We start from the raw sequence: 22609 nt of genomic DNA, 5'->3' as shown, positions 1-22609 counted from the left end.
CTCTTTTTGTCCACCATTGCGATCGTGAATCGGTGGACGGATCGGGCCGCATAGGTGAAGCGTCGTCCACCCTACTGCCTGATTGCCGTCGATCCATAGGAGTACGGTTCCTATTTGCCAAGTACACAAGGATCGTGAACAGGCTCTTGGCTCATTTACCCAGCAACTGGCCCATGCGCACCGGACTGTTGGCACCCAGCTCCTCGGCCCATTGCACCTGCTCGGGGCCGAACAGCACGATGGCAGTGGAGCCGAGCTTGAAGCGGCCCAGCTCCGCACCTTTGTCGAGACTGATCGGTGCCCGCGCGGCCTCGTCGTAGCGTACGGTTTTCAGCTCCCGCTTGGGTGGCGTGATCAGGCCGGCCCAGACAGTTTCGATGGAGGCGACGATCATCGCGCCAACCAACACCACGGCCATTGGGCCACGCTCGGTATCGAACAGGCAGACCACGCGTTCGTTGCGGGCGAACAGCTCGGGAACGTTTTCGGCCGTGGTCTGGTTCACCGAGAACAGGCGACCAGGTACGTAGATCATTTCCTTCAATGTACCCGCCAGCGGCATATGGACGCGGTGGTAATCCTTGGGCGACAGATAGACGGTAGCGAAGTCGCCGCCCATGAAAGGTGCAGCGCGCTCGCTGTCACCACCCAGTAGCTCGGTCACGCTGTAGCTGTGGCCCTTGGCCTGGAACACGCGACCATGTTCGATCCGGCCGAGCTGGCTGACGGCGCCGTCGGCAGGGCAGAGCACCGCGCCGGGCAGGTTGTCCAGAGGGCGGGCGCCTTCTTTCAGGGCGCGGGTGAAGAACGCGTTGAAGTGTTCGAAGGCGGTCGGGTCTTCGACCTGCGCCTCGCTCATGTCGACCTGATACTGCTTGGCGAACCAGGTGATCAGGCGGTTCTTGAACCAGGGCGCCCGGCATTCTGCAGCGCAGCCGATCAGGCGCGACAGCAGGTGATGCGGGGTCAGGTACTGGCTGAGGATAAACAGGCGTTCTTTCATCTTTATTCCTTGGCAGCCCGACGTCTCTTGCCGGGCGAATGACAAGTGGACAGTCAAGTCACACTTATTGTTCGACAGGTGTATCGGGATGATTGCCCCATTCGCTCCAGGAACCGGCGTAGGCCTTGACCCGCGGATAGCCCAGGGCCTTGGCGACCAGGTAGGTGAAGCCGGAGCGGCGATGGGTCTGGCAGTGGGTGATGATTTCCTTGTCGGCGCTCAGGCCCAGCTGGTTCAGTTGCTGGCCGATATCCTCACGGATGCGCAGGGCGCGTGCGGGATCCATGCCGGCCGTCCACTCGAAATGGATGGCGCCGGGAATATGCCCGCCCCTGGCTGCCTGCACCTTCTCGCCGCGGTATTCCTCCAGCGAGCGGGCATCCCAGATGGCCAGGTCGTCGGCGCCCAGGCGCGACTTCAGGTAATCCAGGCTGGCGGTCGGCTCATCACTCAGGGACAGGGACACCGAGGTGTTTTTCTCTTCCGGGACATCCTGGCTAAGCGGGCGCTGCTCCGCCTCCCAGGCGCTGAGGCCGCCGTTGAGGAAGTGGTAACGCTGCTGTCCGATCACATCCAGCAGCCAGATGAAGCGTCCGGCCCAGCCGCCGCCCTCGTCGTCATAGACCACGTAGGTGGCATCCGGGTGATGGCCAAGCTCGCTGAACAACTGCTCCAGCGCGGCTTGGCCGGGCTGCAGGCCGGGTGCTGGCGGCTTGCCCAACTGGGTACGTTTGGCGTCGACGAAGCGGGCGCCGGGAATGTGGCCGGCCTGATAACGGGCGCTGCTGCTGAGGTCGACCAGAATCAGGCTCGGCTCTTCCAGTCGCGTAGCGAGATCCGCTGGCTCGATGACCAGCGGCAGTTCGTCGAAGGCAGTCATGCAGGCCTCGTTGGCAGAAATAAGAACGGGATTGTAGCGCAGGCAAGGCCGGGGAAAAGAGCCGTCGCTCAGCGGTTGTGTTTGCTGAACGTGTCCAGGGCGCGCTCTATGCATTGCGCGGTCTTGGCGAAGGCTTGCAGGACAGTATCGCTGATCGGTTTTCCGTGCAGGTCGGCGAACAGGATCATCACTACACGATCATTACTGGCCAGGGAGCGAATCAGCAGATGTTCACTGGGCAGCAGGGCTTTCAGGTTGCCTGGGAGCAGGGCGGAAAACTGGGCGATATTGGCCGGTGTCAGGTGCAACTGTGCCGGTGCCTGCAGCAGGCGGCGCAATACCTGGCTTTGCGCCGGGTCGAGAGTCAGGCCGTTGGTGCCAGCATCGACCCCGGCATGCTGCTGTACTTGAAGGCGGCTGTGGTTGCGGTCGGCCAGCAGCATGACCAGGCGCGACAGGCCGGTCGCCTGCAGCGCCTGGCGGGCGCAACGGGTGAGCTGTTGCACGTTGGTAAACGTCGTTGGTTGGGCAAGCAGCTGGGTGCACAGTTGGCGCCAGTCGGTGGCTTGCGGTGCCGGTTCGGGCGTCTGCAAGTGCCGCGTATCCCAGGGCCACAGCAGCGCCTCGGCGGGGTGCCAGAGGCCGGTGGTGTCCAGTTGCCGCGCACTTTGCGCGGCATTCTGGTGAATGTGCTGGTGCAGCTCCGGCAATGGCATCTGCAGGTACAGGCTGTTGAGTCGTTGCCAACGTCGGGTGTGGCTACCGCTCCAGGCGTTGTGCGCCGAGACCGCGAGTACATTGGCCAGCAGAATGCTGTTGGCCGGCTGGGTAAGCCAGCGCTGCAGCGTCGGGTCGGCGTCCAGTTCCTGCTGCTGGCGCAGCGGATCATCGTGTCGGCGTGCCAGGCGCAGTGCCTTGGCCAACAGGCGCCGGTCGTTGAGCAGCAACTGATAGCCCTTGATGATCCAGGCAGGCAGGCGCCAATGCTTGGCCAGCGCCAGGCACAATTCGAACAGGGAAATACCCAGCAGGTCGTGCTCGACCCGTGCAGGCGACTCGCCCTTGATCAGTACCCGTTGCTCCCATGCCTCGAACAGTTGCGGATGAGCCGCCAGCAATGCCCATACCGGGGAGAGGAACAGCAGGCTGCCCCAGTGGATTTCCTGCCATAGACGAGCGAGGCGTGCAGCGAACAGACCATTGGCCTGCTGTGCGGCGTGCTGGCTGATCAGCTGGATCTGCCGCAGTGGCTGGGGAATATCGGCAACAGCCCTGGCCGGTATGCGTACCAGCAGTTCTTCGGCCCGTTTGAGGCCCAGGCGATTGAGTGCGGTTTCCAGGCTTTCCGCCGCTTCACCGAGGCTGCTGTCTTTACGATTGGCTTCGCGCAGTACGCTTAGCACCAGCGCCGGGCTGTCCTGCATCAGCTCGGCGATCTCGCGCAACGAACGACGGCTATCGCCCAGCGCCTGGCGTACCTGCTGGTGATATTGGGTCGGGATGGGCAGCACCTGACCATCCAGCTGCTTGAGCCAGGCATCGAGTGTGCGCGGTAACGGTGTGCTTGCGACCATGGGGATATGCGAAAATGGCTTTTTTTAGACTTAACTGACTATAGTCTCGCGCATCTCTTCCGATAAGTAGAAGGGGTGTTTCGCACGTCTTCCCTTTCTTTTCACTTTCGTAAGTTTTTTCTATGGCCAAAATCATCGGCATCCTCGTTGTCATCGCCAGTGTGTTCGGCGGTTTCGTTCTATCTGGCGGTCAGCTAATGGCGCTGGCGCATCCTTTCGAGGTGCTGATCATCGGCGGTGCCGCGCTGGGCGCGTTCCTGCAGGCCAACCCTGGCAGCATGTTCATGACCGTCCTCAAGAAATCTCTGAAGATGTTCAAGTCGCGCTACACCCATGACTATTATCTGGAGGTGCTGCGTCTGCTCTACGAGATTCTCAACAAGGCGCGACGCGAGGGGATGATGGCCATCGAGGCCGACCTCGAGGAGCCCGCCGCCAGTCCGATCTTCAGCAAGTACCCGGCGGTACTGGGCGATGAGCGCATGGTCGCCTTCATCTGCGATTACCTGCGCATCATGTCCTCGGGCAACATGGCACCGCACGAACTGGAAGGCCTGTTCGACATGGAGCTGACCAGCCTCAAGGACGAGCTAGAACACCCGTCCCATGCCATCTCGAAGGTTGCCGACGCTCTGCCGGCCATGGGTATCGTCGCAGCGGTATTGGGTATCGTGCTCACCATGTCGATCCTCGCCGAGGCGGACAACGCGCAGATCGGCGAGAAAGTGGGTACCGCGCTGGTCGGTACATTCCTCGGCATTCTTGGCGCCTACGGTTTCTTCGGCCCGCTGGCCGCGGCGCTGGAGCACGATGCCAAGGAAGAACTGAACGTCTACGAGGCCATCAAGGCCGGCCTGGTGGCTTCGGCCTCCGGTATGCCGCCGTCGCTGGCGGTGGAGTTCTCGCGCAAGACTCTTTACCCGGCGCACCGCCCGAGCTTTAGCGAGCTTGAACAGGCCATGCGCGGGAACTAGGCACCATGGAAAACAACCAGCCAATCATCGTCAAGCGAGTCAAGAAGGTCGTTGGCGGCCACCACGGTGGTGCCTGGAAGATTGCCTTCGCCGACTTCGCCACGGCGATGATGGCCTTCTTCATGGTGATGTGGCTGATGTCGTCGGCTACGCCTGAGCAGAAGAAGCTGATCTCCGGTTACTTCAAGGATCCCGTCGGATTTTCCGAGAGCGCCAGCCCCTACGTGATTGACCTCGGTGGCTCGCCCACGCCTTCGCCGGATCGCACCCTAAACGATCAGCCGCAGGAGTCGCCTGGTGATCAGGCTGACGCCGATCCCAAGGATCCGGCCGAGCTGGATGCCGAGAAAGCTGAGGCCATGGCCGAAGAGTTGGAGCGCGAGCGCCTCGAACTGTTGCTGCAGGAACTGCAGAACAAGGTCGAGCAGGATCCGCAATTGCAGCGTTTCAAGGATCAGATTCTTTTCGAAATCACCCAGGATGGTCTGCGCATCCAGATCGTCGACGCTGAGAACCGGCCGATGTTTGCCTTGGGTAGCGCCCGGTTGCAGCCGTATTTCGAGGACATCCTGTTTGCGCTGACCGACACCATCAAGGCGGTGCCGAACAAGATCAGCATCAGCGGCCACACCGATGCCAAGCCCTTTGCCGGTGCCGGTGGTTTTGGCAACTGGGAGTTGTCGGCCAACCGCGCCAACGCCGCGCGCCGTGTGTTGATCGCCGCCGGCTATGACGATGCGCAGGTCGCGCGGGTGGTCGGCTACGCGTCCTCGGCACTCTTCGACCGTGACGACCCCTTCAATCCGGTAAACCGGCGCATCGATATCGTGGTGCTGACCAAGAAGGCCCAGCGCACCATTGAAGGCGAGCAGGGCGGTGGCGAGGTAGCGCCCGATCAGGCGCCGGACGCTCCAGCTGGCGGCACCGGCGGCGCGTCGGTTGTCGAGCCGTTATCCAGTGAGCAGGTGCGTGAGCGGTTGAATATCTTCGATGGCGGCGCGCTGCACATGGATCAGCCCGAGGAGTGATCAGGCGCGTAGCTGGCGCCCTTTCATGTTCCTACCAGTTGGTTGTTCAGTACTCCGACTCCGGCAGGCTGGCCAGAATATGCCGGTAGCTGTTCATCCGCTGCGGTTGAATGCGCCCATCCTCCAGCGCCTTGAGCAGCGCGCAGCCTGGCTCGCGGTCATGCTTGCAGTCACGGAAACGGCAATGCCCGAGCAACTCGGCGAATTCTATGAAGCCCGCCTCCACGTCGTCACGGCTGACATGCACCAGGCCGAATTCACGGATACCCGGTGAGTCGATCAGCTGGCCGCCGCCGGGGAAATGGAACAGCCGCGCCGTGGTGGTGGTGTGCGTGCCCTTGCCGGTCAGTTCGGACAACGGGCCAACCCGGGTGTCGACGCCCGGTAGCAGGCTGTTGACCAGCGAGGATTTGCCCACGCCGGACTGGCCGACGAATACGCTGATATTGCCGTCGAGTTGCTGCTTGAGCTGTTCCATGCCATCGCCCTCCAGGGCGGACACTTCCAGCAGCGGGTAGCCCAGCTGGCGATACACGCCGAGCAGGGCATTCAGCGCTGTTTCGTTCTGCACATCGATCAGGTCGGCCTTGTTGAGCAGCAGCAGCGGACGGATACCGGCATGTTCGGCAGCGACCAGGTAGCGGTCGATCAGGTTGGCGTGAGGTTCGGGCAGTGGCGCAAAGACGATGACGATCAGATCGACGTTGGCGGCCACCGGCTTCAGTTGGCCACGGGTGTCCGGTCGGCACAGTTCGGTATCGCGTGGCAGTTGCGCGACGATCACGCCAATGCCCTGATTGCCAGGGCGCCACACTACGCGGTCACCGGTGACCAGTGTCGGCAGGTTGGCGCGCAGATGGCAGCGAAATACCTGTCCCGACAGCTCGCCGTCCGTGGCCTCGACTTCCACCTGTACGCCGAAGTGAGCGATCACCAGGCCGGTCTGCTCCGGGCCCAGGTCGCCGCCTTCCAAGGTCTCCACCACGCGCGATTCGCGTTTGGCCGCGCGTGCGGCGCGTTCACCCTGGATCTTTTCGATGCGCCAGTTTTGCCGGCGGTTGAGTTGGCGTTTGGCCATGGGGCTTCCGAGTTTGTGATGCGCTGAAAATGGCTGCGAGTCTAGCATGCCCGCAGCAGCGGCAATTTCCTGTTCCCCGCGCTAGACTGGCCGTCCGTCTCCCTATGAGCCTCCTGGGCATGGCTGTTTTTCATCGCGCGCTGTGCCGTCTGGGTGAGCGCTACCCGGCGTTGCTGGCCTTGCTGATCCAGCTGGTTGTCACTTTGTGCATGGGGCTGGCGATCATTGCTGCGGCCCATCTGTCCAGTTGGCGGCCCAGCCCGCTGGTGGCCGGCCTGCTGCACGGTTTGTTGGCAGCAAGCCTGGCGCGCTGGTTGGGGTTGTCGCGCTGGTGGTGGTGGCTGAACCTCGCGTTCGTGCCGTGCCTGCTGTTGGCCAGTGGCGCACCGCTGCCGTCCTGGTTGTTCCTGGTTGGTTTCGTACTGCTACTACTGCTCAACTGGAACAGTTTTGCTGAACGGGTACCGCTGTACCTTACCGGCGCCGGCAGCCGACGCGAGCTGGCGCGGTTGCTCGAGGAGCGTGGCGAGCATTTCGCTTTCGTCGACCTCGGCTGTGGCCCGGCGGGCACTCTACTGTGGCTGGCGCGGCGTTTTCCCCAGGCACAGTTCACCGGGGTAGAGACCGCGCCGTTGTCTTATGCCATCGCGCGCCTGCGCAGTATCGGTCAGCGCAATTGCCGGATCCGTTACGAGAACCTCTGGCGCAGCGATCTCGCAGTGGTTGATGTCGCCTACTGCTTTTTGTCGCCTGCGCCCATGTCCGCGCTGTGGGGCAAGGCCCGTGCCGAGCTGCCAGCAGGCGCCTGGCTTATCAGTAATACCTTCGAGATTCCTGGCGTGGCGGCGCAGCGGGTGGTCGAGCTGAAAGACTGGCGCGATTCGCGCCTGCTGCTTTGGGAGATCGGCTCACAGGCCATTGAAAAACTACCTGCGTTGCCATCGCGGCGTTAAAAACAGGCTCAAAATGCTCATTTACAACGCGTAAACTCCGCTTTTTCGCCTGTTTTTGCCTTGCGCTGGCTGCCTCGTCTACGTTTTTCAATGGCCTGCTAGAATGGCGGTTCTACAGAGGAGCGCAGCATGCAGAATCCACAGAACCTGATCTGGATCGACCTGGAGATGACCGGGCTTGACCCCGAGACGGACGTCATCATCGAAATGGCCACCATCGTTACCGACACCGAGCTCAACGTGCTGGCCGAAGGTCCGGTGATCGCCGTGCACCAGAGCGACGAGCGTCTGGCGGCCATGGACGAGTGGAACACGCGCACCCACGGCGAAAGTGGTCTGACCCAGCGCGTGCGCGCGAGCCGTATCAGCCAGGCTGAAGCTGAAGCGCAGACCATCGCGTTTCTGGAAAAATGGGTGCCGAAGGGCAAGTCGCCGATCTGCGGCAACAGCATCGGCCAGGATCGACGCTTCCTCTACAAGTACATGCCGGCGCTGGAAGCCTACTTCCACTATCGCTATCTGGATGTTTCGACCCTGAAGATCCTCGCCGAGCGCTGGGCACCCGAGATCAAGGATGGCTTCCTGAAGAAGGGCAGCCACCTGGCGCTGGACGACATCCGCGAGTCGATTGCCGAGCTCAAGTACTATCGCCAGCACCTGCTCAAGGTCTGAGGGCCGCAGCGTCAAGCTGCAAGCCACAAGCTTCAAGCATCAGTTGCAGTGGCTAGCCCGTAGCCTGGGTTAGCCGAAGGCGTAACCCGGGGATTCCGGGGCTGGTAACGTCCTGGGTATCGCTGCGCTCAACCCAGGCTAAGGGAGAGTGGTGCTAGGCGCGCCTCGCATGTTGTTCCAGCGCCCATTGCACGTGCTCGCGCACCAGCTCCGATGGGTGCTCACGACGGGCTTCCAGCGCCTCCAGCACCGGAATGCTCGAGGGTGCGTTGCCCAGGCCGACGGCCAGGTTGCGCAACCAGCGCTCGTAACCGGCGCGGCGCAGCGGTGACCCCTCGGTACGGCTGAGAAATTCTTCCTCGCTCCAGCGAAACAGCTCGGCCAGCTCGGCGTTGTCCAGGCTGTGCCGTGGCTGGAAGTCACTCTGCTCGGTGGCTTTGGCGAAGCGATTCCACGGGCAGACCATCTGGCAGTCGTCACAGCCGAACACGCGATTGCCGATGGGCGCGCGCAGTTCCTCGGGAATCGGGCCTTTCAGCTCGATGGTCAGGTAGGAAATGCAGCGCCGCGCATCGAGCACGTAAGGGCCGACGAAAGCGGCCGTCGGGCAGACATCCAGACAGGCGCTGCAGCGGCCGCAATGTTCGCTGGCGTGGGGCGCGTCCTCGGGCAGCGGTATATCGACGAACAGCTCACCGAGGAAGAAGTAACTGCCGGCCTTGCGGTTGAGCACCAGTGTGTTCTTGCCGATCCAGCCCAGGCCCGATTGTTCGGCGATGGCCTTTTCCAGCACCGGCGCGCTGTCGACGAAGGCTCGGTAGCCGAATGGCCCGATGGCCTGCTGAATGCGCTCGGCCAATTGTTGCAGGCGTTTGCGGATCAGCTTGTGGTAGTCGCGGCCCAGGGCGTAACGCGACACATAGGCCTTTTCCGGCTCCTGCAGGCGCTGCGCCATCTGTGTGTCGCCAGGCAGGTAATCCATGCGCAGCGAGACCACTCGCAGGGTGCCGGGCACCAGTTCGTCCGGATGTGAACGTTTGCGGCCATGCGCGGCCATATAGTCCATCTCGCCCTGATAGCCGGCATCCAGCCAGCGCTGCAGGTGCGCCTCGTGTTCGCCCAGCTCCAGGCCGCTGATGCCAACCTGCTGGAAGCCCAGTTCGCGCCCCCAGTCCTTTATGGACTGGGCGAGGCTGGTGAGGTCGAGGGTGGCGTCAGTCATGCGAGGCGGGAATCTGGGATAGTCGACGTATAATTCTGCCAGACATCGGAGCACAGGCATGCGGCATTCATCAGATGATCTTCCCATCGCGCTTTACAGCGCCGCCCAGGTGCGTGGGCTGGACGCCCGGCTGATCGCCGCTGGCACGCCAGGTTTCGTGCTGATGCAGCGCGCCGCACACGCCATCTGGCGCGCCTTGCGCCGCAACTGGCCTGACGCAGGCGCGATCACCGTGCTGGCCGGGCACGGTAATAATGCCGGCGATGGTTACCTGGTGGCTGCACTGGCACTCCGTGCCGGGTGGCAGGTTAGGCTATTGGCGGTAGCCGAGCCGCAGCGCCTGCAGGGCGACGCCGCCCTGGCGCGCGATGAGGCCCTGGCCGCCGGAGTCGAAGTTCTGGTCTGGGAGAAAGGGCTCGAGCCGCAAGGCGTGCTGGTCGATGCGTTGCTCGGTACTGGTCTGGCGGGCGCCGTGCGTGAGCCCTATGCCGACGCGATTCGCTGGATCAATGGCAGTGACTACCCCGTGCTGGCGGTGGATATTCCCTCGGGCATCTGCGCCGATACCGGGCAGGTGCTGGGCGTGGCGGTAAAGGCCCGGCTCACCGTGACCCTGATTGGCTTGAAGATCGGCCTGTTCGTCGGCCAGGCGCTCGATCATGTCGGCCGTCTGACGTTCGACGACTTGCAGGCCGACGCGGCGACCGTCGCCGATCAGCAATCCGTTGCGCAGCGTCTGGCAGGCCATGTTCTGCCGCGGGTGCCCGCTCGACAACCGACCACCCACAAGGGCCGGCTTGGTCATGTGCTGGTGGTGGGTGGCGATCATGGCACTGGCGGTGCCGCGCTGCTGTCAGCGCAGAGCGCGCTGCGTGGCGGTGCCGGCATGGTGTCGTTGGCGACTCGCGCCGAGCATATCGGCGCTGCACAGACCCGACTGCCGGAGGTGATGAGCCTGGCGGTCGCCTCGGCCAATCAATTGCATGATATTGGTAGCAAAATCACGGTGTGGGTGGTTGGGCCGGGCCTCGGCCAGAATGCCTGGGCTCGCAGCCTGTTGTCGGCCGCATCGGCGTCGTCCGCCGCCCAGGTATGGGACGCCGATGCCCTCAATCTGCTCGCCGCGGGTGTCGTGAGCATCGAGCCGGGTAACGTGATCACTCCGCATCCCGGCGAGGCGGCGCGCCTGCTGGGCATCTCGACCCAGGCGTTGCAGGCCGATCGCCCGGCCGCGGCCAGGGCGCTGGCCCAACGCTACCGAGTGATTTGTGTGCTGAAAGGTGCTGGTACGCTGATCGCCGACCCGGCTGGCCACCTGCTGGTCTGTGATCGTGGTGACCCGGTGATGGCCGGCGCCGGCCTGGGGGATGTGCTGGCCGGGCTGATCGGTGCGCTGATCGCCCAGGGCTGTACCCCATGGGAGGCCGCCAGCCTGGGTGTCTGGCTGCATGCCGGAGCAGGTGAGTACCTGGCAGGTAAAGGAAATGGTCTGGCGGCGAGCGATCTGTGCGACGCTATCCGCCATTTGTTGCAGGAGCGAGCCGCTTGTCCGAAATAGAACTGTTCGCCGCCGATGAGGACGCCATGCTGGCGCTCGGTGCGCGTATCGCCAACGTCACTAAAGGGCGCGGGGTGATTTACCTCGAAGGCGACCTGGGTGCGGGCAAAACCACGCTTTCACGCGGCATGCTGCAAGGATTGGGGCACAAGGGCGCGGTCAAGAGCCCGACGTTCACCCTGGTGGAACCCTACGAAATCGGCTCGATTCGCGCCTTTCATTTCGACCTCTATCGGCTGGTCGATCCGGAGGAGCTGGAGTTTCTGGGGATTCGCGATTACTTCGAGGGCGATGCCTTGTGCCTGATCGAGTGGCCGCAGCGCGGTACCGGCGTTTTGCCAAAGGCCGACCTGGACATTACCATTACCCCGCGAGCGGGTGGCCGTTCGCTGCTACTTCGCAGTCATGGTGCGAAGGGTGATAGCTGGTGTGCCGTGTTGGCTGCCGGGGCATGAACAAGAAAGTGGGGGCGGGTATGCGCATAGGCGCGCGATTGATCGCGGTCGGACTGATGTTGGCGGTCATGGCAGCCGACGTGTGGGCCGCATCGGATGTGCGCAGCGTTCGCCTCTGGCGCGCGCCGGACAACACGCGCCTGGTCTTCGACCTCTCCGGGCCGGTGCAGCACAGTGTGTTCACCCTGTCTGCCCCGGATCGCATCGTCATCGATATCAGCGGCGCCAAACTGGTGACCCCGCTGGATCAACTCGCGTTGAGCAATACGCCGATCACCGCGTTGCGTTCGGCGCAGCGCAGCGCCGACGACTTGCGCGTGGTCATCGATCTGTCGTCTCAGGTCACGCCGAAGAGTTTCACCCTGGCACCGAATCAGCAGTACGGTCATCGCCTGGTAGTCGATCTGTTCGATCAGGCTGCGGACGCCGCGCCAAGCCTGCCTTCGACGACAACGGCCAGCGCACCACCGGTGCCGGTCACGCCGACCCAGGCGCCGCCCAGGCTGGCACCCGTGCCAGGCGGCAAGCGCGACATCGTGATTGCCATCGATGCCGGTCACGGCGGCGAGGATCCGGGCGCCCTCGGCCCAACCAAGGGGCAATTCGAGAAGCACGTGACCCTGGCCATCGCCAAGGAGCTGCAACGGCAGATCAACGCCGAGAAAGGCTTCCGTGGTGAGCTGGTGCGTACCGGCGACTATTTCATCCCGCTGCGCAAACGCACCGAGATCGCTCGCAAGAAGGGCGCCGACCTGTTCGTTTCCATCCATGCCGATGCCGCCCCCCGCGCTGCGGCGTTCGGTGCTTCGGTGTATGCCTTGTCGGATCGTGGTGCGACTTCGGAGACCGCACGTTGGCTGGCCGATACCGAGAACCAGTCCGACCTGATCGGTGGTGCTGGCAACGTCAGCCTCGAAGACAAGGATCGGATGCTTGCCGGCGTGCTGCTCGATCTGTCGATGACGGCATCGCTGTCATCCAGCCTGAACGTCGGCCAGAAAGTGCTGGGGCAGATGGGGCAGATCACTCCGCTGCACAAGCGCCGTGTCGAACAGGCCGGCTTTATGGTGCTGAAGTCCCCGGATATTCCGTCGATCCTGGTGGAAACCGGGTTCATTTCCAACCCGACCGAAGCGCGCAAGCTGTTTAGTGCGGCTCATCAGCGCACGCTGTCGCGCTCGATCGTCACAGGCGTCAAGCAATTCTTCGAGCAGAATCCGCCGCCAGGTACTTACATTGCCTGGCTGCGTGACAATGGCAAGATCGTTCAGGGGCCTCGCGAGCACGTGGTCAGCTCGGGTGAGAGCCTGGCGCTGATCGCCCAGCGTTACCAGATCAGCCTGGCGACGCTGCGTTCCGCCAATTCGCTGAAAACCGATGTGATCAAGGTCGGCCAGACGCTGCACATCCCCGCGACCTCGCTGGCAGGCCAGCCATGACCGAAGTGATGCGCATCCAGCTGCTGAGTCCGCGGCTGGCGAACCAGATTGCCGCGGGTGAGGTGGTCGAACGGCCGGCTTCGGTCATCAAGGAGCTGCTGGAAAACAGCCTGGATTCCGGCGCCAAACGTATCGAGGTGGATGTCGAGCAAGGCGGTGTGAAGCTGCTGCGCGTTCGCGACGATGGCCGCGGCATCGCGGCGGACGACCTGCCCCTGGCCCTGGCCCGTCACGCCACCAGCAAGATCCGCGAGCTGGAGGATCTCGAACAGGTCATGAGCATGGGCTTTCGTGGGGAGGCCCTGGCGTCGATCAGTTCGGTGGCTCGCCTGACCCTCACGTCGCGTACCGCCGATGCCGATCAGGCCTGGCAGGTGGAGACCGAAGGTCGTGACATGCAGCCGCGTGTTCAGCCGGCCGCGCATCCGGTCGGTACCTCGGTGGAAGTGCGCGACCTGTTCTTCAACACGCCGGCCCGCCGCAAGTTCCTGAAGGCCGAGAAGACCGAATTCGATCATCTGCAGGAAGTGATCAAACGCCTGGCGCTGGCCCGTTTCGACGTGGCCTTTCACCTGCGCCACAACGGCAAGAGCGTGCTCTCGCTGCATGAGGCCAACGATGACATCAGTCGTGCTCGACGGGTCGCGGCGGTCTGTAGCTCGGGTTTCCTGGAGCAGGCGCTGCCCATCGATATCGAGCGCAATGGCTTGCATCTGTGGGGCTGGGTCGGTTTGCCGACGTTTTCCCGTAGCCAGGCGGATCTGCAATATTTCTACGTCAACGGCCGCATGGTGCGCGACAAACTGGTCGCCCATGCGGTACGCCAGGCCTATCGCGACGTGCTGTTCAACGGCCGTCACCCGACCTTCGTGCTGTTTCTGGAAATCGACCCGACTGCGGTGGATGTGAACGTGCATCCGACCAAGCACGAAGTACGTTTCCGCGAAGGCCGTACGGTTCATGATTTCCTCTACGGCACCTTGCACCGGGCTTTGGGTGAAGTGCGGCCGGAAGATCAGCTGGCGACGCCGGCTGCTGTCGAAACCATGCTGCGACCCACTGGCCAGGCCGCGGGCGAGTTTGGCCCGCAGGGCGAAATGGGCTTGGCGGCCAGCGTGCTGGAGCGGCCTGTCGAGTCCGTTTGGCGCTCGCCGGGCTCCGGTTACCAGGGGCAGCGCAGCGAGTCGTCGTTGCCAGCGGCGGAAGCTCAGGGCATCTATCGGGAGTTCTTTGCGCCAATGCCTGCGGGCAGTGCCCCGGCCTCGTTGCCGGAAGCACAGGGCGATATTCCGCCTCTGGGCTACGCCATCGCTCAGCTCAAGGGCATCTACATCCTCGCCGAAAGCGCCCATGGCCTCGTCGTCGTGGACATGCATGCGGCCCATGAGCGCATCACTTACGAGCGTCTCAAGGTGGCCATGGCCAGTGAGGGGCTGCGCGGCCAGCCATTGCTGGTGCCCGAATCCATCGCCGTGAGCCAACGCGAAGCGGATTGTGCCGAGGAGCATGGGCTGTGGTTCCAGAAACTGGGCTTCGAACTGCAGAGGCTCGGCCCGGAAACCCTGGCGATCCGGCAGATTCCGGCGTTGCTCAAGCAGGCCGAGGCGACGCGCCTGGTCGGTGATGTGCTTTCCGATCTGCTCGAATATGGCACCAGCGATCGCATTCAGGCTCATCTCAATGAGCTGCTTGGCACCATGGCCTGCCATGGTGCGGTGCGCGCCAATCGCCGCCTCACGCTGCCGGAGATGAATGGCCTGCTGCGCGACATGGAGCAGACCGAACGCAGCGGCCAGTGCAACCACGGTCGACCGACCTGGACGCAAATGAGCATGGATCAATTGGACAAATTGTTCATGCGCGGCCAGTAACGAGTGGGCCGCGCTTGCGAGTGGCGGCCCATACCCTGAAAATGGGCGGCCGTTTATCCGAGCCTTGCCGATGTCCTCCCTTCCTCCCGCCATCTTTCTGATGGGGCCGACCGCAGCCGGCAAGACCGATCTGGCGCTGGCGCTGGCTCGTGTTCTGCCGTGCGAACTGGTCAGTGTGGACTCCGCGCTGGTCTATCGGGGCATGGATATCGGCACGGCCAAGCCGGACAAGGCCACTCTGGACGCGTTTCCCCATCATCTGGTGGATATCCGCGACCCCGCTGAAGCCTATTCGGCCGCCGAGTTTCGCCGCGATGCCCTGAACGTCATGGCCGATATCACCGCCCGTGGACGTATTCCGCTGCTGGTGGGCGGTACCATGCTCTACTTCAAGGCCTTGCTCGATGGCCTGGCCGATATGCCGGGAGCCGATGCCGAGGTGCGGGCCGAGCTCGAGGCGCGCGGACAGCGCGAGGGTTGGGGCGTGTTGCATGAGGAGCTGCATGCGGTGGATCCGCAGTCGGCGGCACGCATTCACCGCAATGATCCTCAGCGGCTGGTGCGGGCTCTGGAGGTATTCCGGGTCAGCGGCATGACCATGACCGAATTGCGCCTGCGGCAGAGTGAAGTCGGCTCGGAAGAGGGCCGTTTCCCCTATACTGTGGCGCAATTGGCGATAGCGCCTGCCCAGCGGCAAATTCTCCACGAACGAATCGCGCAACGATTTGATCTGATGCTGGAACAGGGCTTCGTTGCCGAGGTCGAACGCCTGCATCGAAGAGGTGACCTGCACGCGGAATTGCCGTCTATAAGGGCAGTGGGCTACCGGCAGGTATGGGAACATCTGGAGGGGCGTCTGAGTACGTCGTTGATGCGTGAGCGGGGTATCATCGCCACTCGTCAGCTGGCCAAACGACAGTTCACCTGGTTGCGTAGTTGGGAAAATGTGCACTGGCTGAACAGTCTCGATTGCGACAATCTGCCGCGTGCCTTGAAATACTTGGCGGCGGTCTCCATATTGACCTGAGATCTTGCCGCGGGCCGTCTATCCTTGGGGGAAGGCGTGCCAAAGCCGTTTGCTGGTTAACCAAAATCGTTCAAAAACTATTCTATTATCGATCCATTAAGGAGTGCGGCACATGTCAAAAGGGCATTCGCTACAAGACCCTTACCTCAACACTTTGCGTAAGGAACGCGTCCCGGTTTCCATCTATCTGGTCAACGGTATCAAACTGCAGGGCCAGATCGAGTCCTTCGATCAGTTCGTCATCCTGTTGAAGAACACCGTCAGCCAGATGGTTTACAAGCACGCTATTTCCACTGTGGTACCGAGCCGCCCGGTTCGTCTGCCAAGTGCTTCCGAGTCCGAACAGGCTGAGTCCGAGCCTGGCAACGCTTAACCCAGGGGGCTGCATTGTTCTTCGAGCGCCATGAAGGGGGTGAACGGGCCATCCTGGTTCATCTGGATAGCCAAAACACCGAGGCGAGCGAGGATCCCCAGGAGTTTCAAGAGCTGGCTCTTTCCGCTGGTGCCGATGCAGTGGCTTTTTTCAGTGTGCCGAACAGTCGGCCCACTGCGAAATTCCTCATCGGTAGCGGCAAGGTGGAAGAGTTGCGTGATCAGGTCAAGGCCCACGAAGCCGACCTGGTCATTTTCAATCACGTCCTTACGCCCAGTCAGGAACGTAACCTCGAGCGTGTGTTCGAGTGCCGTGTTCTGGATCGTACGGGGCTGATTCTCGATATCTTCGCCCAGCGCGCACGTACTCACGAAGGCAAGCTGCAGGTCGAGCTGGCTCAGCTCGACCACATGAGCACGCGTCTGGTGCGTGGTTGGACTCACCTTGAGCGGCAGAAAGGCGGTATCGGTCTGCGCGGCCCGGGTGAAACCCAGCTGGAAACCGACCGGCGCCTGCTACGCGTGCGCATTCGCCAGATCAAACAGAGACTGGAGAAGGTACGCAGCCAGCGCGAACAGGCACGCCGTGGGCGCAGACGTGCGGACATTCCCTCCGTATCCCTGGTCGGCTATACCAACGCTGGCAAGTCCACGCTGTTCAATGCGCTGACCGAGTCGGACGTGTACGCTGCCGACCAACTGTTCGCCACCCTGGATCCAACCCTGCGTCGTTTGCAGCTCGACGATCTTGGGCCGGTGGTGCTGGCTGATACCGTAGGTTTCATTCGTCATCTGCCGCACAAGCTGGTTGAAGCCTTCCGCGCCACGCTCGATAGAGTCGAGCAATTCCGATCTGCTGCTGCACGTGATCGATGCTCACGAGCCCGAGCGTACGGCGCAGATCGAACAGGTGCTGGCGGTTCTGGGGGAAATCGGCGCGCAGGATCTGCCGGTGCTCGAGGTTTACAACAAGCTCGATCTGCTGGAAGGTGTCGAGCCGCAGATTCAGCGTAATGCCGACGGTCGGCCAGAGCGGGTTTGGTTGTCTGCCCGTGATGGGCGTGGTTTGCCGTTGCTCAGGCAGGCCGTAGCCGAACTGCTGGGCGATGATCTGTTCGTTGCTACCTTGCAGTTGCCGCAGCAGCTGGCCCGGTTGCGGGCGCAGTTCTTCGAGTTGGGTGCGGTGCAGCAAGAGTCTTACGCCGATGACGGCAGCAGTCTTTTGCAGGTGCGCATTCCACGAGTCGAATTGAACCGATTGGTCAGCCGAGAAGGTCTGCAACCGCTAGAATTCATCGAGCAACACACTTTGCAATAAAGCCTGCAGCGGTGATTTTGCCGCTGGAAGCGGGCATTCTGTAGCATTGGTGGGCGCGCCGTTGGCGCGTCTTTGCTTTATCAGTATGGAGAGCGCTATGGCTTGGAATGAGCCGGGTGGCAATTCGAACAATCAGGATCCCTGGGGTGGCGGCGGCCGTCGTGGTAACGGCGGCGGTGGCGGCGGTGACCGCAAGGGACCACCGGATCTCGACGAAGCCTTCCGCAAGCTGCAGGACAGCCTCAATGGTTTGTTCGGTGGCGGCAAGAAACGCGGCAGTGACAACAATGGTTCCAGAGGCAAGGGGGGCGGTTTCGGCCTGCTGTTCGTTGCGCTGGCCGTAGTGGGCGCCTTTTGGCTGTACAACGCTATCTATGTGGTCGATGAGCAGGAACAGGCCGTCGTGCTGCGTTTCGGTAAATACCACGAGACGGTCGGTCCGGGTCTGAACATCTATTTCCCGCCGATCGATCGCAAGTTCCAGGAAAACGTCACCCGTGAGCGTGCTTACAGCAAGCAAGGGCAGATGTTGACCGAAGACGAAAACATCATCGAAGTACCGCTGACGGTGCAGTACAAGATCAGCAACCTGCAGGACTTCGTACTCAACGTCGACATGCCGGAAACCAGCCTGCAGCACGCGACCGACAGTGCCGTGCGCCACGTGGTGGGTTCCACCGAGATGGATCAGGTGCTGACCGAAGGCCGTGAGCAGATGGCTGGTGATGTGCGCGAGCGTCTGCAGCGTTTCCTCGACACTTATCGCACCGGTATCACCGTGACTCAGGTGAACCTGCAGAGTGCCGCGGCGCCGCGTGAAGTGCAGGAAGCTTTCGATGACGTGATTCGTGCCCGTGAAGACGAGCAGCGCGAGAAGAACCAGGCAGAAACCTATGCCAATGGCGTGGTGCCGGAAGCCCGTGGTCAGGCTCAGCGCCTGATCGAGGATGCCAGTGGTTACCGCGATGAAGTGATCTCCCGCGCCCAGGGTGAGGCGGATCGTTTCACTGCGCTGGTGGCCGAGTACCGCAAGGCGCCCGAGGTGACGCGTGAGCGTCTGTATCTGGATACCATGCAGCAGATGATGAGCAACACCAGCAAGGTGCTGGTGACTGGCGACAAGGGGCAGAACAACCTGCTTTACCTGCCGCTGGACAAGATGATCGATAGCCGTGGTGGCAGCAGCTCGTCCAGTAGCGTTTCTGGCGCTGGCGCGGCTGATCTCGGCGCGCGCGTAGGTAACAATCTGGGGCAGGCCGACCTGCGCACAAGGGAGAGCCGTTGATGAGCAATAAATCACTGGTGACCCTGATCGTAGGGGTGGTGCTGGCGCTGATCGCCTGGAGCAGCTTCTATATCGTGGCGCAAACCGAGCGTGCAGTGCTGCTGCAGTTCGGTCGGATTGTCGAGCCGGACGTGCAGCCTGGTCTGCACATGAAGATTCCGTACGTCAACCAGGTGCGCAAGTTCGATGCCCGTTTGCTGACGCTCGATACCGTCAACTCGCGCTTTCTGACGCTTGAGAAGAAAGCGCTGATGGTCGATGCCTACGCCAAATGGCGTGTGCTGGATGCCGAGCGTTACTACACCGCGACGTCGGGTATGAAGCAGATCGCCGATGAGCGCCTGTCGCGTCGTCTCGAGGCATCGCTGCGTGACCAGTTCGGTAAACGCACCTTGCACGAGTCGGTATCCGGCGAACGTGATGCGCTGATGGCTGACGTGACGGCATCGCTCAATCGTGCGGCGCAGCGTGAGCTGGGCATCGAAGTGGTGGACGTTCGCGTCAAGGCCATCGACCTGCCCAAGGAAGTCAACCGCAGCGTATTCGATCGTATGAGTTCGGAGCGTGAGCGCGAGGCTCGTGAGCATCGCGCCAAGGGTAAGGAGCTGGCAGAAGGTATTCGCGCAGACGCCGATCGTCAGCAGCGTGTACTGCTCGCTGAAGCCTATCGGCAGGCCGAGGAGCTGCGTGGTGAGGGTGATGCCCAAGCCGCTGCTATCTACTCCAGGGCCTACGGTCAGGATCAGGAGTTCTACTCCTTCTATCGCAGCCTGAACGCCTATCGCGAGAGCTTCTCCGACAAGCGTGACGTGCTGGTGCTGGATCCGAGCAGCGACTTCTTCCGTTACCTGGAAAAATCGCGACCCTGACAAGGCGGCCGCGGGCCACAGGCAACAGGCGACAAACAGGGCGGGTGACCGCTTGTAGCCTGAAGCTTGTGGCCTGTGGCCTCAGCCGTGGTATGATGCAGCAGCCGGGAAAATCCCGGCTTTTTTGCGCCTGTGGGAATCATGCGGCACGAACTGAGCGTTACGTTCTGTCTTTCAAGGTTCATGACCTTGCCTCTTTCCGCGCCCCTGGCGTGGGGGCTTCGTGCAATCAATTCACTGATCGTCTCGATGCCCGTTCCTGGAGCTGACCGGCCTGTTGCCGGGTTCGGCTTTCCATCCGCTTCACTGAAGGCTTGTGCCGCCCGAATCAAGAGGGAAATGGCGAAATGGCAACGGTAGACCGCTGGCTGCTGCCAGATGGGATCGAGGAAGTATTGCCTCCGGAGGCGGCGCGCATCGAAGTCGCGCGTCGTCAGGTGCTGGATCTGTTCCAGCGCTGGGGCTATGAATTCGTGGTAACCCCCCATATCGAGTACCTGGAGTCGCTGCTGACCGGTGCTGGCCAGGATCTGGATCTGCGCACCTTCAAGGTGACCGATCCACTGTCCGGCCGGCAGATGGGCTTTCGCGCCGACATCACCCCGCAAGTGGCACGCATCGATGCGCATACGCTGCGTCGTGAAGGCCCGAGCAGGCTGTGTTATGCCGGCAGCGTGCTGCATGCGCAGCCGCGTGCGCTGACCACTTCGCGTAGTCCGATTCAGCTTGGCGCCGAGTTGTATGGCGACGCCAGCCCGGCCAGCGATGTCGAAGTGATCAGCCTGCTGGTCGATACGCTGGAGCTGGCCGAGGTGCCGGATGTGCACATGGATCTTGGTCATGTCGGTATCTACCGTGGCCTGGCGCGTGCCGCCGAGCTGTCTGGCGAGGTCGAGCAGCAGCTGTTCGATGCGCTGCAGCGCAAGGCCATGGACGAGATCGATGCGCTGACCGAGGCCCTGCCCGACGCGCTGCGCCGCATGCTGCGTTCGCTTGGCGAGTTGTGTGGCGGTCGTGAAGTGCTGGATCTGGCTCAGGCTTGTCTGGTCGAGGCGCCGGATGACGTGCATGAAGCCCTGGATGACCTGTTGGCCATCGCCGATGCGCTGAGCGTGCGTTATCCGGAGCTGCCGCTGTACTTCGATCTCGGTGAGCTGCGTGGTTATCACTACCACACCGGCGTGGTGTTCGCAGCGTTCGTACCGGCCGTCGGTCAGGCGATTGCCCAGGGCGGCCGCTATGACGACATCGGTGCCGATTTTGGGCGGGCGCGTCCGGCCACTGGTTTTTCCACTGATCTGAAAACCCTGGTGAGTCTCGGCCGTATGCCGCTCGGCGAAGAGCCGGCAGGCATCTGGGCGCCGGACAGCCATGACGTTTACCTGTGGCAGGCGGTTCGCCGTCTGCGTGCCGAAGGTGAGCGAGTGGTGCAGGCATTGCCGGGACAGGCGCTGGCCGAGGCTGCAGACGCTCGCTGTGATCGCCAGTTGTTATTGCGTGACGGTCGCTGGCAAGTGCTGGCGCTGGACTGAGCGACCGCTGTGGTCGTCTATTCTGAATTACTTTCGCCGGCCGTGACCGGCTCAAGCTTGCGCGAAGAGGACAAGTGTTATGGGTAAGAATGTCGTCGTCCTGGGCACCCAGTGGGGTGATGAGGGCAAAGGCAAGATCGTCGATCTGTTGACCGAGCATGCTGCCGCCGTAGTGCGTTACCAGGGCGGCCACAATGCTGGTCACACCCTGGTGATCGACGGTGAGAAGACCGTGCTGCACCTGATCCCGTCGGGCGTGCTGCGTGAAGGCGTGCAATGCCTGATCGGCAACGGCGTGGTGGTTGCGCCCGATGCGCTGCTGCGCGAGATCAACAAGCTGGAAGAAAAAGGCGTGCCGGTGCGCGAGCGTCTGCGTATCAGCCCGTCCTGCCCGCTGATCCTGTCCTATCACGTCGCTCTGGATCAGGCGCGCGAGAAAGCCCGTGGCGAACTGAAGATCGGTACTACCGGTCGTGGCATCGGCCCGGCCTACGAAGACAAGGTCGCACGTCGTGGCCTGCGTATCGGTGATCTGTTCCACCGCGAGCGTTTCGCCGCCAAGCTGGGCGAGCTGCTGGACTACCACAACTTCCAGCTGGTGAATTACTACAAAGAGCCGGCCATCGACTTCCAGACCACTCTCGACGAGTGCATGGAATACGCCGAACTGCTCAAGCCGATGATGCTCGACGTCACCGCCGAGCTGCACAACCTGCGTCGCGCCGGCAAGGACATCATGTTCGAAGGCGCCCAGGGTTCGCTGCTGGACATCGACCACGGTACCTACCCGTACGTCACCAGTTCGAACACCACTGCGGGCGGCATCGCTACCGGTTCTGGCGTTGGCCCGATGTACCTGGATTACATTCTGGGTATCACCAAGGCCTACACCACCCGCGTCGGCTCGGGTCCGTTCCCGACCGAGCTGTTCGATGATATCGGTGTCTTTCTGGCCAAGCGTGGTCACGAGTTCGGTGCCACCACTGGCCGCGCCCGTCGTTGCGGCTGGTTCGATGCCGTGATCCTGCGTCGCGCCATCGACGTCAACAGCATCTCGGGCCTGTGCCTGACCAAGCTGGACGTGCTCGACGGTCTGGAAACCATCCGCATCTGCGTGGGTTACAAGAACGAGAACGGCGCGGTCATCGATGCACCGACCGATGCCGACAGCTACATCGGCCTCGAGCCGGTCTACGAAGAGATGCCGGGCTGGAGCGAGTCGACCCTGGGTGCCAAGACTCTGGAAGAGTTGCCAGCCAACGCTCGTGCCTATATCAAGCGTGTGGAAGAGCTGGTCGGTGCGCCGATCGATATCATCTCCACCGGGCCGGATCGCAACGAGACCATCGTACTGCGTCATCCTTTTGCCTGAGCAATGGCGGCTCCCCATGGAGCCGTGAGTGGGTAACGAAAACGGGTCGCCTTTGTGCGGCCCGTTTTCATTTGACGGGCACTCTTGCTCGGGCGCAATCTGGCAATATGCCGTCATTCGGCACGCG

The 22609-nt window shown here is 62.4% G+C and carries 19 protein-coding genes and 1 pseudogene; 15 read left to right on the top strand and 5 right to left on the bottom strand.

The annotated features are described in order from the left end of the window. Positions 1–151: 151 nt before the first annotated feature. The 3 genes from asd to DNK06_RS00580 all read right to left on the bottom strand — a co-directional run bounded on the left by asd (position 152) and on the right by DNK06_RS00580 (position 3457). Complete coding sequence (gene asd / locus DNK06_RS00590) at positions 152–1003, bottom strand: archaetidylserine decarboxylase (protein WP_131178107.1); 852 nt, start codon at positions 1001–1003, stop codon at positions 152–154. A gap of 64 nt (positions 1004–1067) precedes the next feature. Continuing rightward, the gene (locus DNK06_RS00585) at positions 1068–1883 is read right to left on the bottom strand and encodes a rhodanese-like domain-containing protein (protein WP_131178106.1); all 816 of its coding nucleotides are present in this window, start codon (positions 1881–1883) and stop codon (positions 1068–1070) included. A 68-nt stretch (positions 1884–1951) separates the two neighbouring features. Then, a complete protein-coding gene (locus DNK06_RS00580; RefSeq protein WP_131178105.1) occupies positions 1952–3457 on the bottom strand; it encodes an HDOD domain-containing protein in 1506 nt (501 codons plus the stop codon). Between the two features lie 122 nt (positions 3458–3579). On the opposite strand from DNK06_RS00580, the gene motA reads away from it, so the two are divergent. Further along, positions 3580–4431, top strand: a complete 852-nt coding sequence (gene motA / locus DNK06_RS00575; protein WP_131178104.1) for a flagellar motor stator protein MotA — start codon at positions 3580–3582, stop codon at positions 4429–4431. A gap of 5 nt (positions 4432–4436) precedes the next feature. Next, entirely contained in the window at positions 4437–5459 is a 1023-nt protein-coding gene (gene motB, locus DNK06_RS00570) for a flagellar motor protein MotB (RefSeq protein WP_131178103.1), read from the top strand. A 46-nt stretch (positions 5460–5505) separates the two neighbouring features. Here the strand turns inward: motB and rsgA are convergent, their stop codons facing one another. Continuing rightward, positions 5506–6537, bottom strand: a complete 1032-nt coding sequence (gene rsgA, locus DNK06_RS00565; RefSeq protein WP_131178102.1) for a small ribosomal subunit biogenesis GTPase RsgA — start codon at positions 6535–6537, stop codon at positions 5506–5508. Between the two features lie 119 nt (positions 6538–6656). Between rsgA and DNK06_RS00560 the strand changes: the two genes are divergently transcribed. After that, positions 6657–7490, top strand: coding sequence for a class I SAM-dependent methyltransferase (locus DNK06_RS00560; protein ID WP_131178101.1), 834 nt, complete (start codon positions 6657–6659; stop codon positions 7488–7490). A 129-nt stretch (positions 7491–7619) separates the two neighbouring features. After that, entirely contained in the window at positions 7620–8162 is a 543-nt protein-coding gene (gene orn / locus DNK06_RS00555) for an oligoribonuclease (RefSeq protein ID WP_131178100.1), read from the top strand. Between the two features lie 154 nt (positions 8163–8316). On the opposite strand, the gene queG is transcribed toward orn, so the two are convergent. Beyond that, positions 8317–9384 carry a tRNA epoxyqueuosine(34) reductase QueG gene (gene queG / locus DNK06_RS00550; RefSeq protein WP_131178099.1) on the bottom strand — a complete coding sequence of 356 codons (1068 nt, stop codon included), beginning with the start codon at positions 9382–9384 and terminating at the stop codon, positions 8317–8319. Between the two features lie 58 nt (positions 9385–9442). Here queG and DNK06_RS00545 point away from each other — a divergent pair, with 58 nt between their 5' ends. The 11 genes and pseudogenes from DNK06_RS00545 to DNK06_RS00495 all read left to right on the top strand — a co-directional run bounded on the left by DNK06_RS00545 (position 9443) and on the right by DNK06_RS00495 (position 22482). Beyond that, positions 9443–10942 (top strand): NAD(P)H-hydrate dehydratase, encoded by a 1500-nt coding sequence (locus DNK06_RS00545; protein WP_131178098.1) that lies wholly within the window; start codon positions 9443–9445, stop codon positions 10940–10942. Continuing rightward, a complete protein-coding gene (tsaE, locus tag DNK06_RS00540; protein WP_131178097.1) occupies positions 10930–11397 on the top strand; it encodes a tRNA (adenosine(37)-N6)-threonylcarbamoyltransferase complex ATPase subunit type 1 TsaE in 468 nt (155 codons plus the stop codon). The genes DNK06_RS00545 and tsaE overlap by 13 nt, the downstream gene beginning before the upstream one ends. Positions 11398–11417: 20 nt before the next feature. Further along, positions 11418–12836: an N-acetylmuramoyl-L-alanine amidase gene (locus DNK06_RS00535; RefSeq protein ID WP_131178333.1), complete on the top strand. Its 1419-nt coding sequence runs from the start codon at positions 11418–11420 to the stop codon at positions 12834–12836. Then, complete coding sequence (gene mutL, locus DNK06_RS00530) at positions 12833–14707, top strand: DNA mismatch repair endonuclease MutL (RefSeq protein WP_165493606.1); 1875 nt, start codon at positions 12833–12835, stop codon at positions 14705–14707. Before DNK06_RS00535 ends, mutL begins: the two co-directional genes overlap by 4 nt. Before the next feature lie 70 nt (positions 14708–14777). Further along, positions 14778–15734 (top strand): tRNA (adenosine(37)-N6)-dimethylallyltransferase MiaA, encoded by a 957-nt coding sequence (miaA, locus tag DNK06_RS00525; RefSeq protein ID WP_131178096.1) that lies wholly within the window; start codon positions 14778–14780, stop codon positions 15732–15734. A gap of 112 nt (positions 15735–15846) precedes the next feature. Beyond that, positions 15847–16107, top strand: coding sequence for an RNA chaperone Hfq (gene hfq, locus DNK06_RS00520; protein WP_042554464.1), 261 nt, complete (start codon positions 15847–15849; stop codon positions 16105–16107). Positions 16108–16121: 14 nt separating this feature from the next. After that, positions 16122–17424: pseudogene (gene hflX / locus DNK06_RS00515) on the top strand (ribosome rescue GTPase HflX). Between the two features lie 97 nt (positions 17425–17521). Beyond that, a complete protein-coding gene (gene hflK, locus DNK06_RS00510; protein ID WP_131178095.1) occupies positions 17522–18709 on the top strand; it encodes an FtsH protease activity modulator HflK in 1188 nt (395 codons plus the stop codon). Beyond that, the gene (gene hflC, locus DNK06_RS00505) at positions 18709–19578 is read left to right on the top strand and encodes a protease modulator HflC (protein WP_131178094.1); all 870 of its coding nucleotides are present in this window, start codon (positions 18709–18711) and stop codon (positions 19576–19578) included. The genes hflK and hflC overlap by 1 nt, the downstream gene beginning before the upstream one ends. A 347-nt stretch (positions 19579–19925) precedes the next feature. Next, positions 19926–21110: an ATP phosphoribosyltransferase regulatory subunit gene (locus tag DNK06_RS00500; protein ID WP_131178093.1), complete on the top strand. Its 1185-nt coding sequence runs from the start codon at positions 19926–19928 to the stop codon at positions 21108–21110. A 79-nt stretch (positions 21111–21189) separates the two neighbouring features. Next, positions 21190–22482 carry an adenylosuccinate synthase gene (locus DNK06_RS00495; protein WP_131178092.1) on the top strand — a complete coding sequence of 431 codons (1293 nt, stop codon included), beginning with the start codon at positions 21190–21192 and terminating at the stop codon, positions 22480–22482. The last annotated feature ends 127 nt before the right edge of the window (positions 22483–22609 follow it).

The sequence above is a fragment of the Phytopseudomonas daroniae genome (assembly GCF_004327285.1).
Taxonomy (GTDB): Bacteria; Pseudomonadota; Gammaproteobacteria; order Pseudomonadales; family Pseudomonadaceae; genus Aquipseudomonas; species Aquipseudomonas daroniae.
The sequence above is the reverse complement of the archived record's forward strand: the minus strand, read 5'-3'. Positions and strand labels throughout refer to the sequence as shown.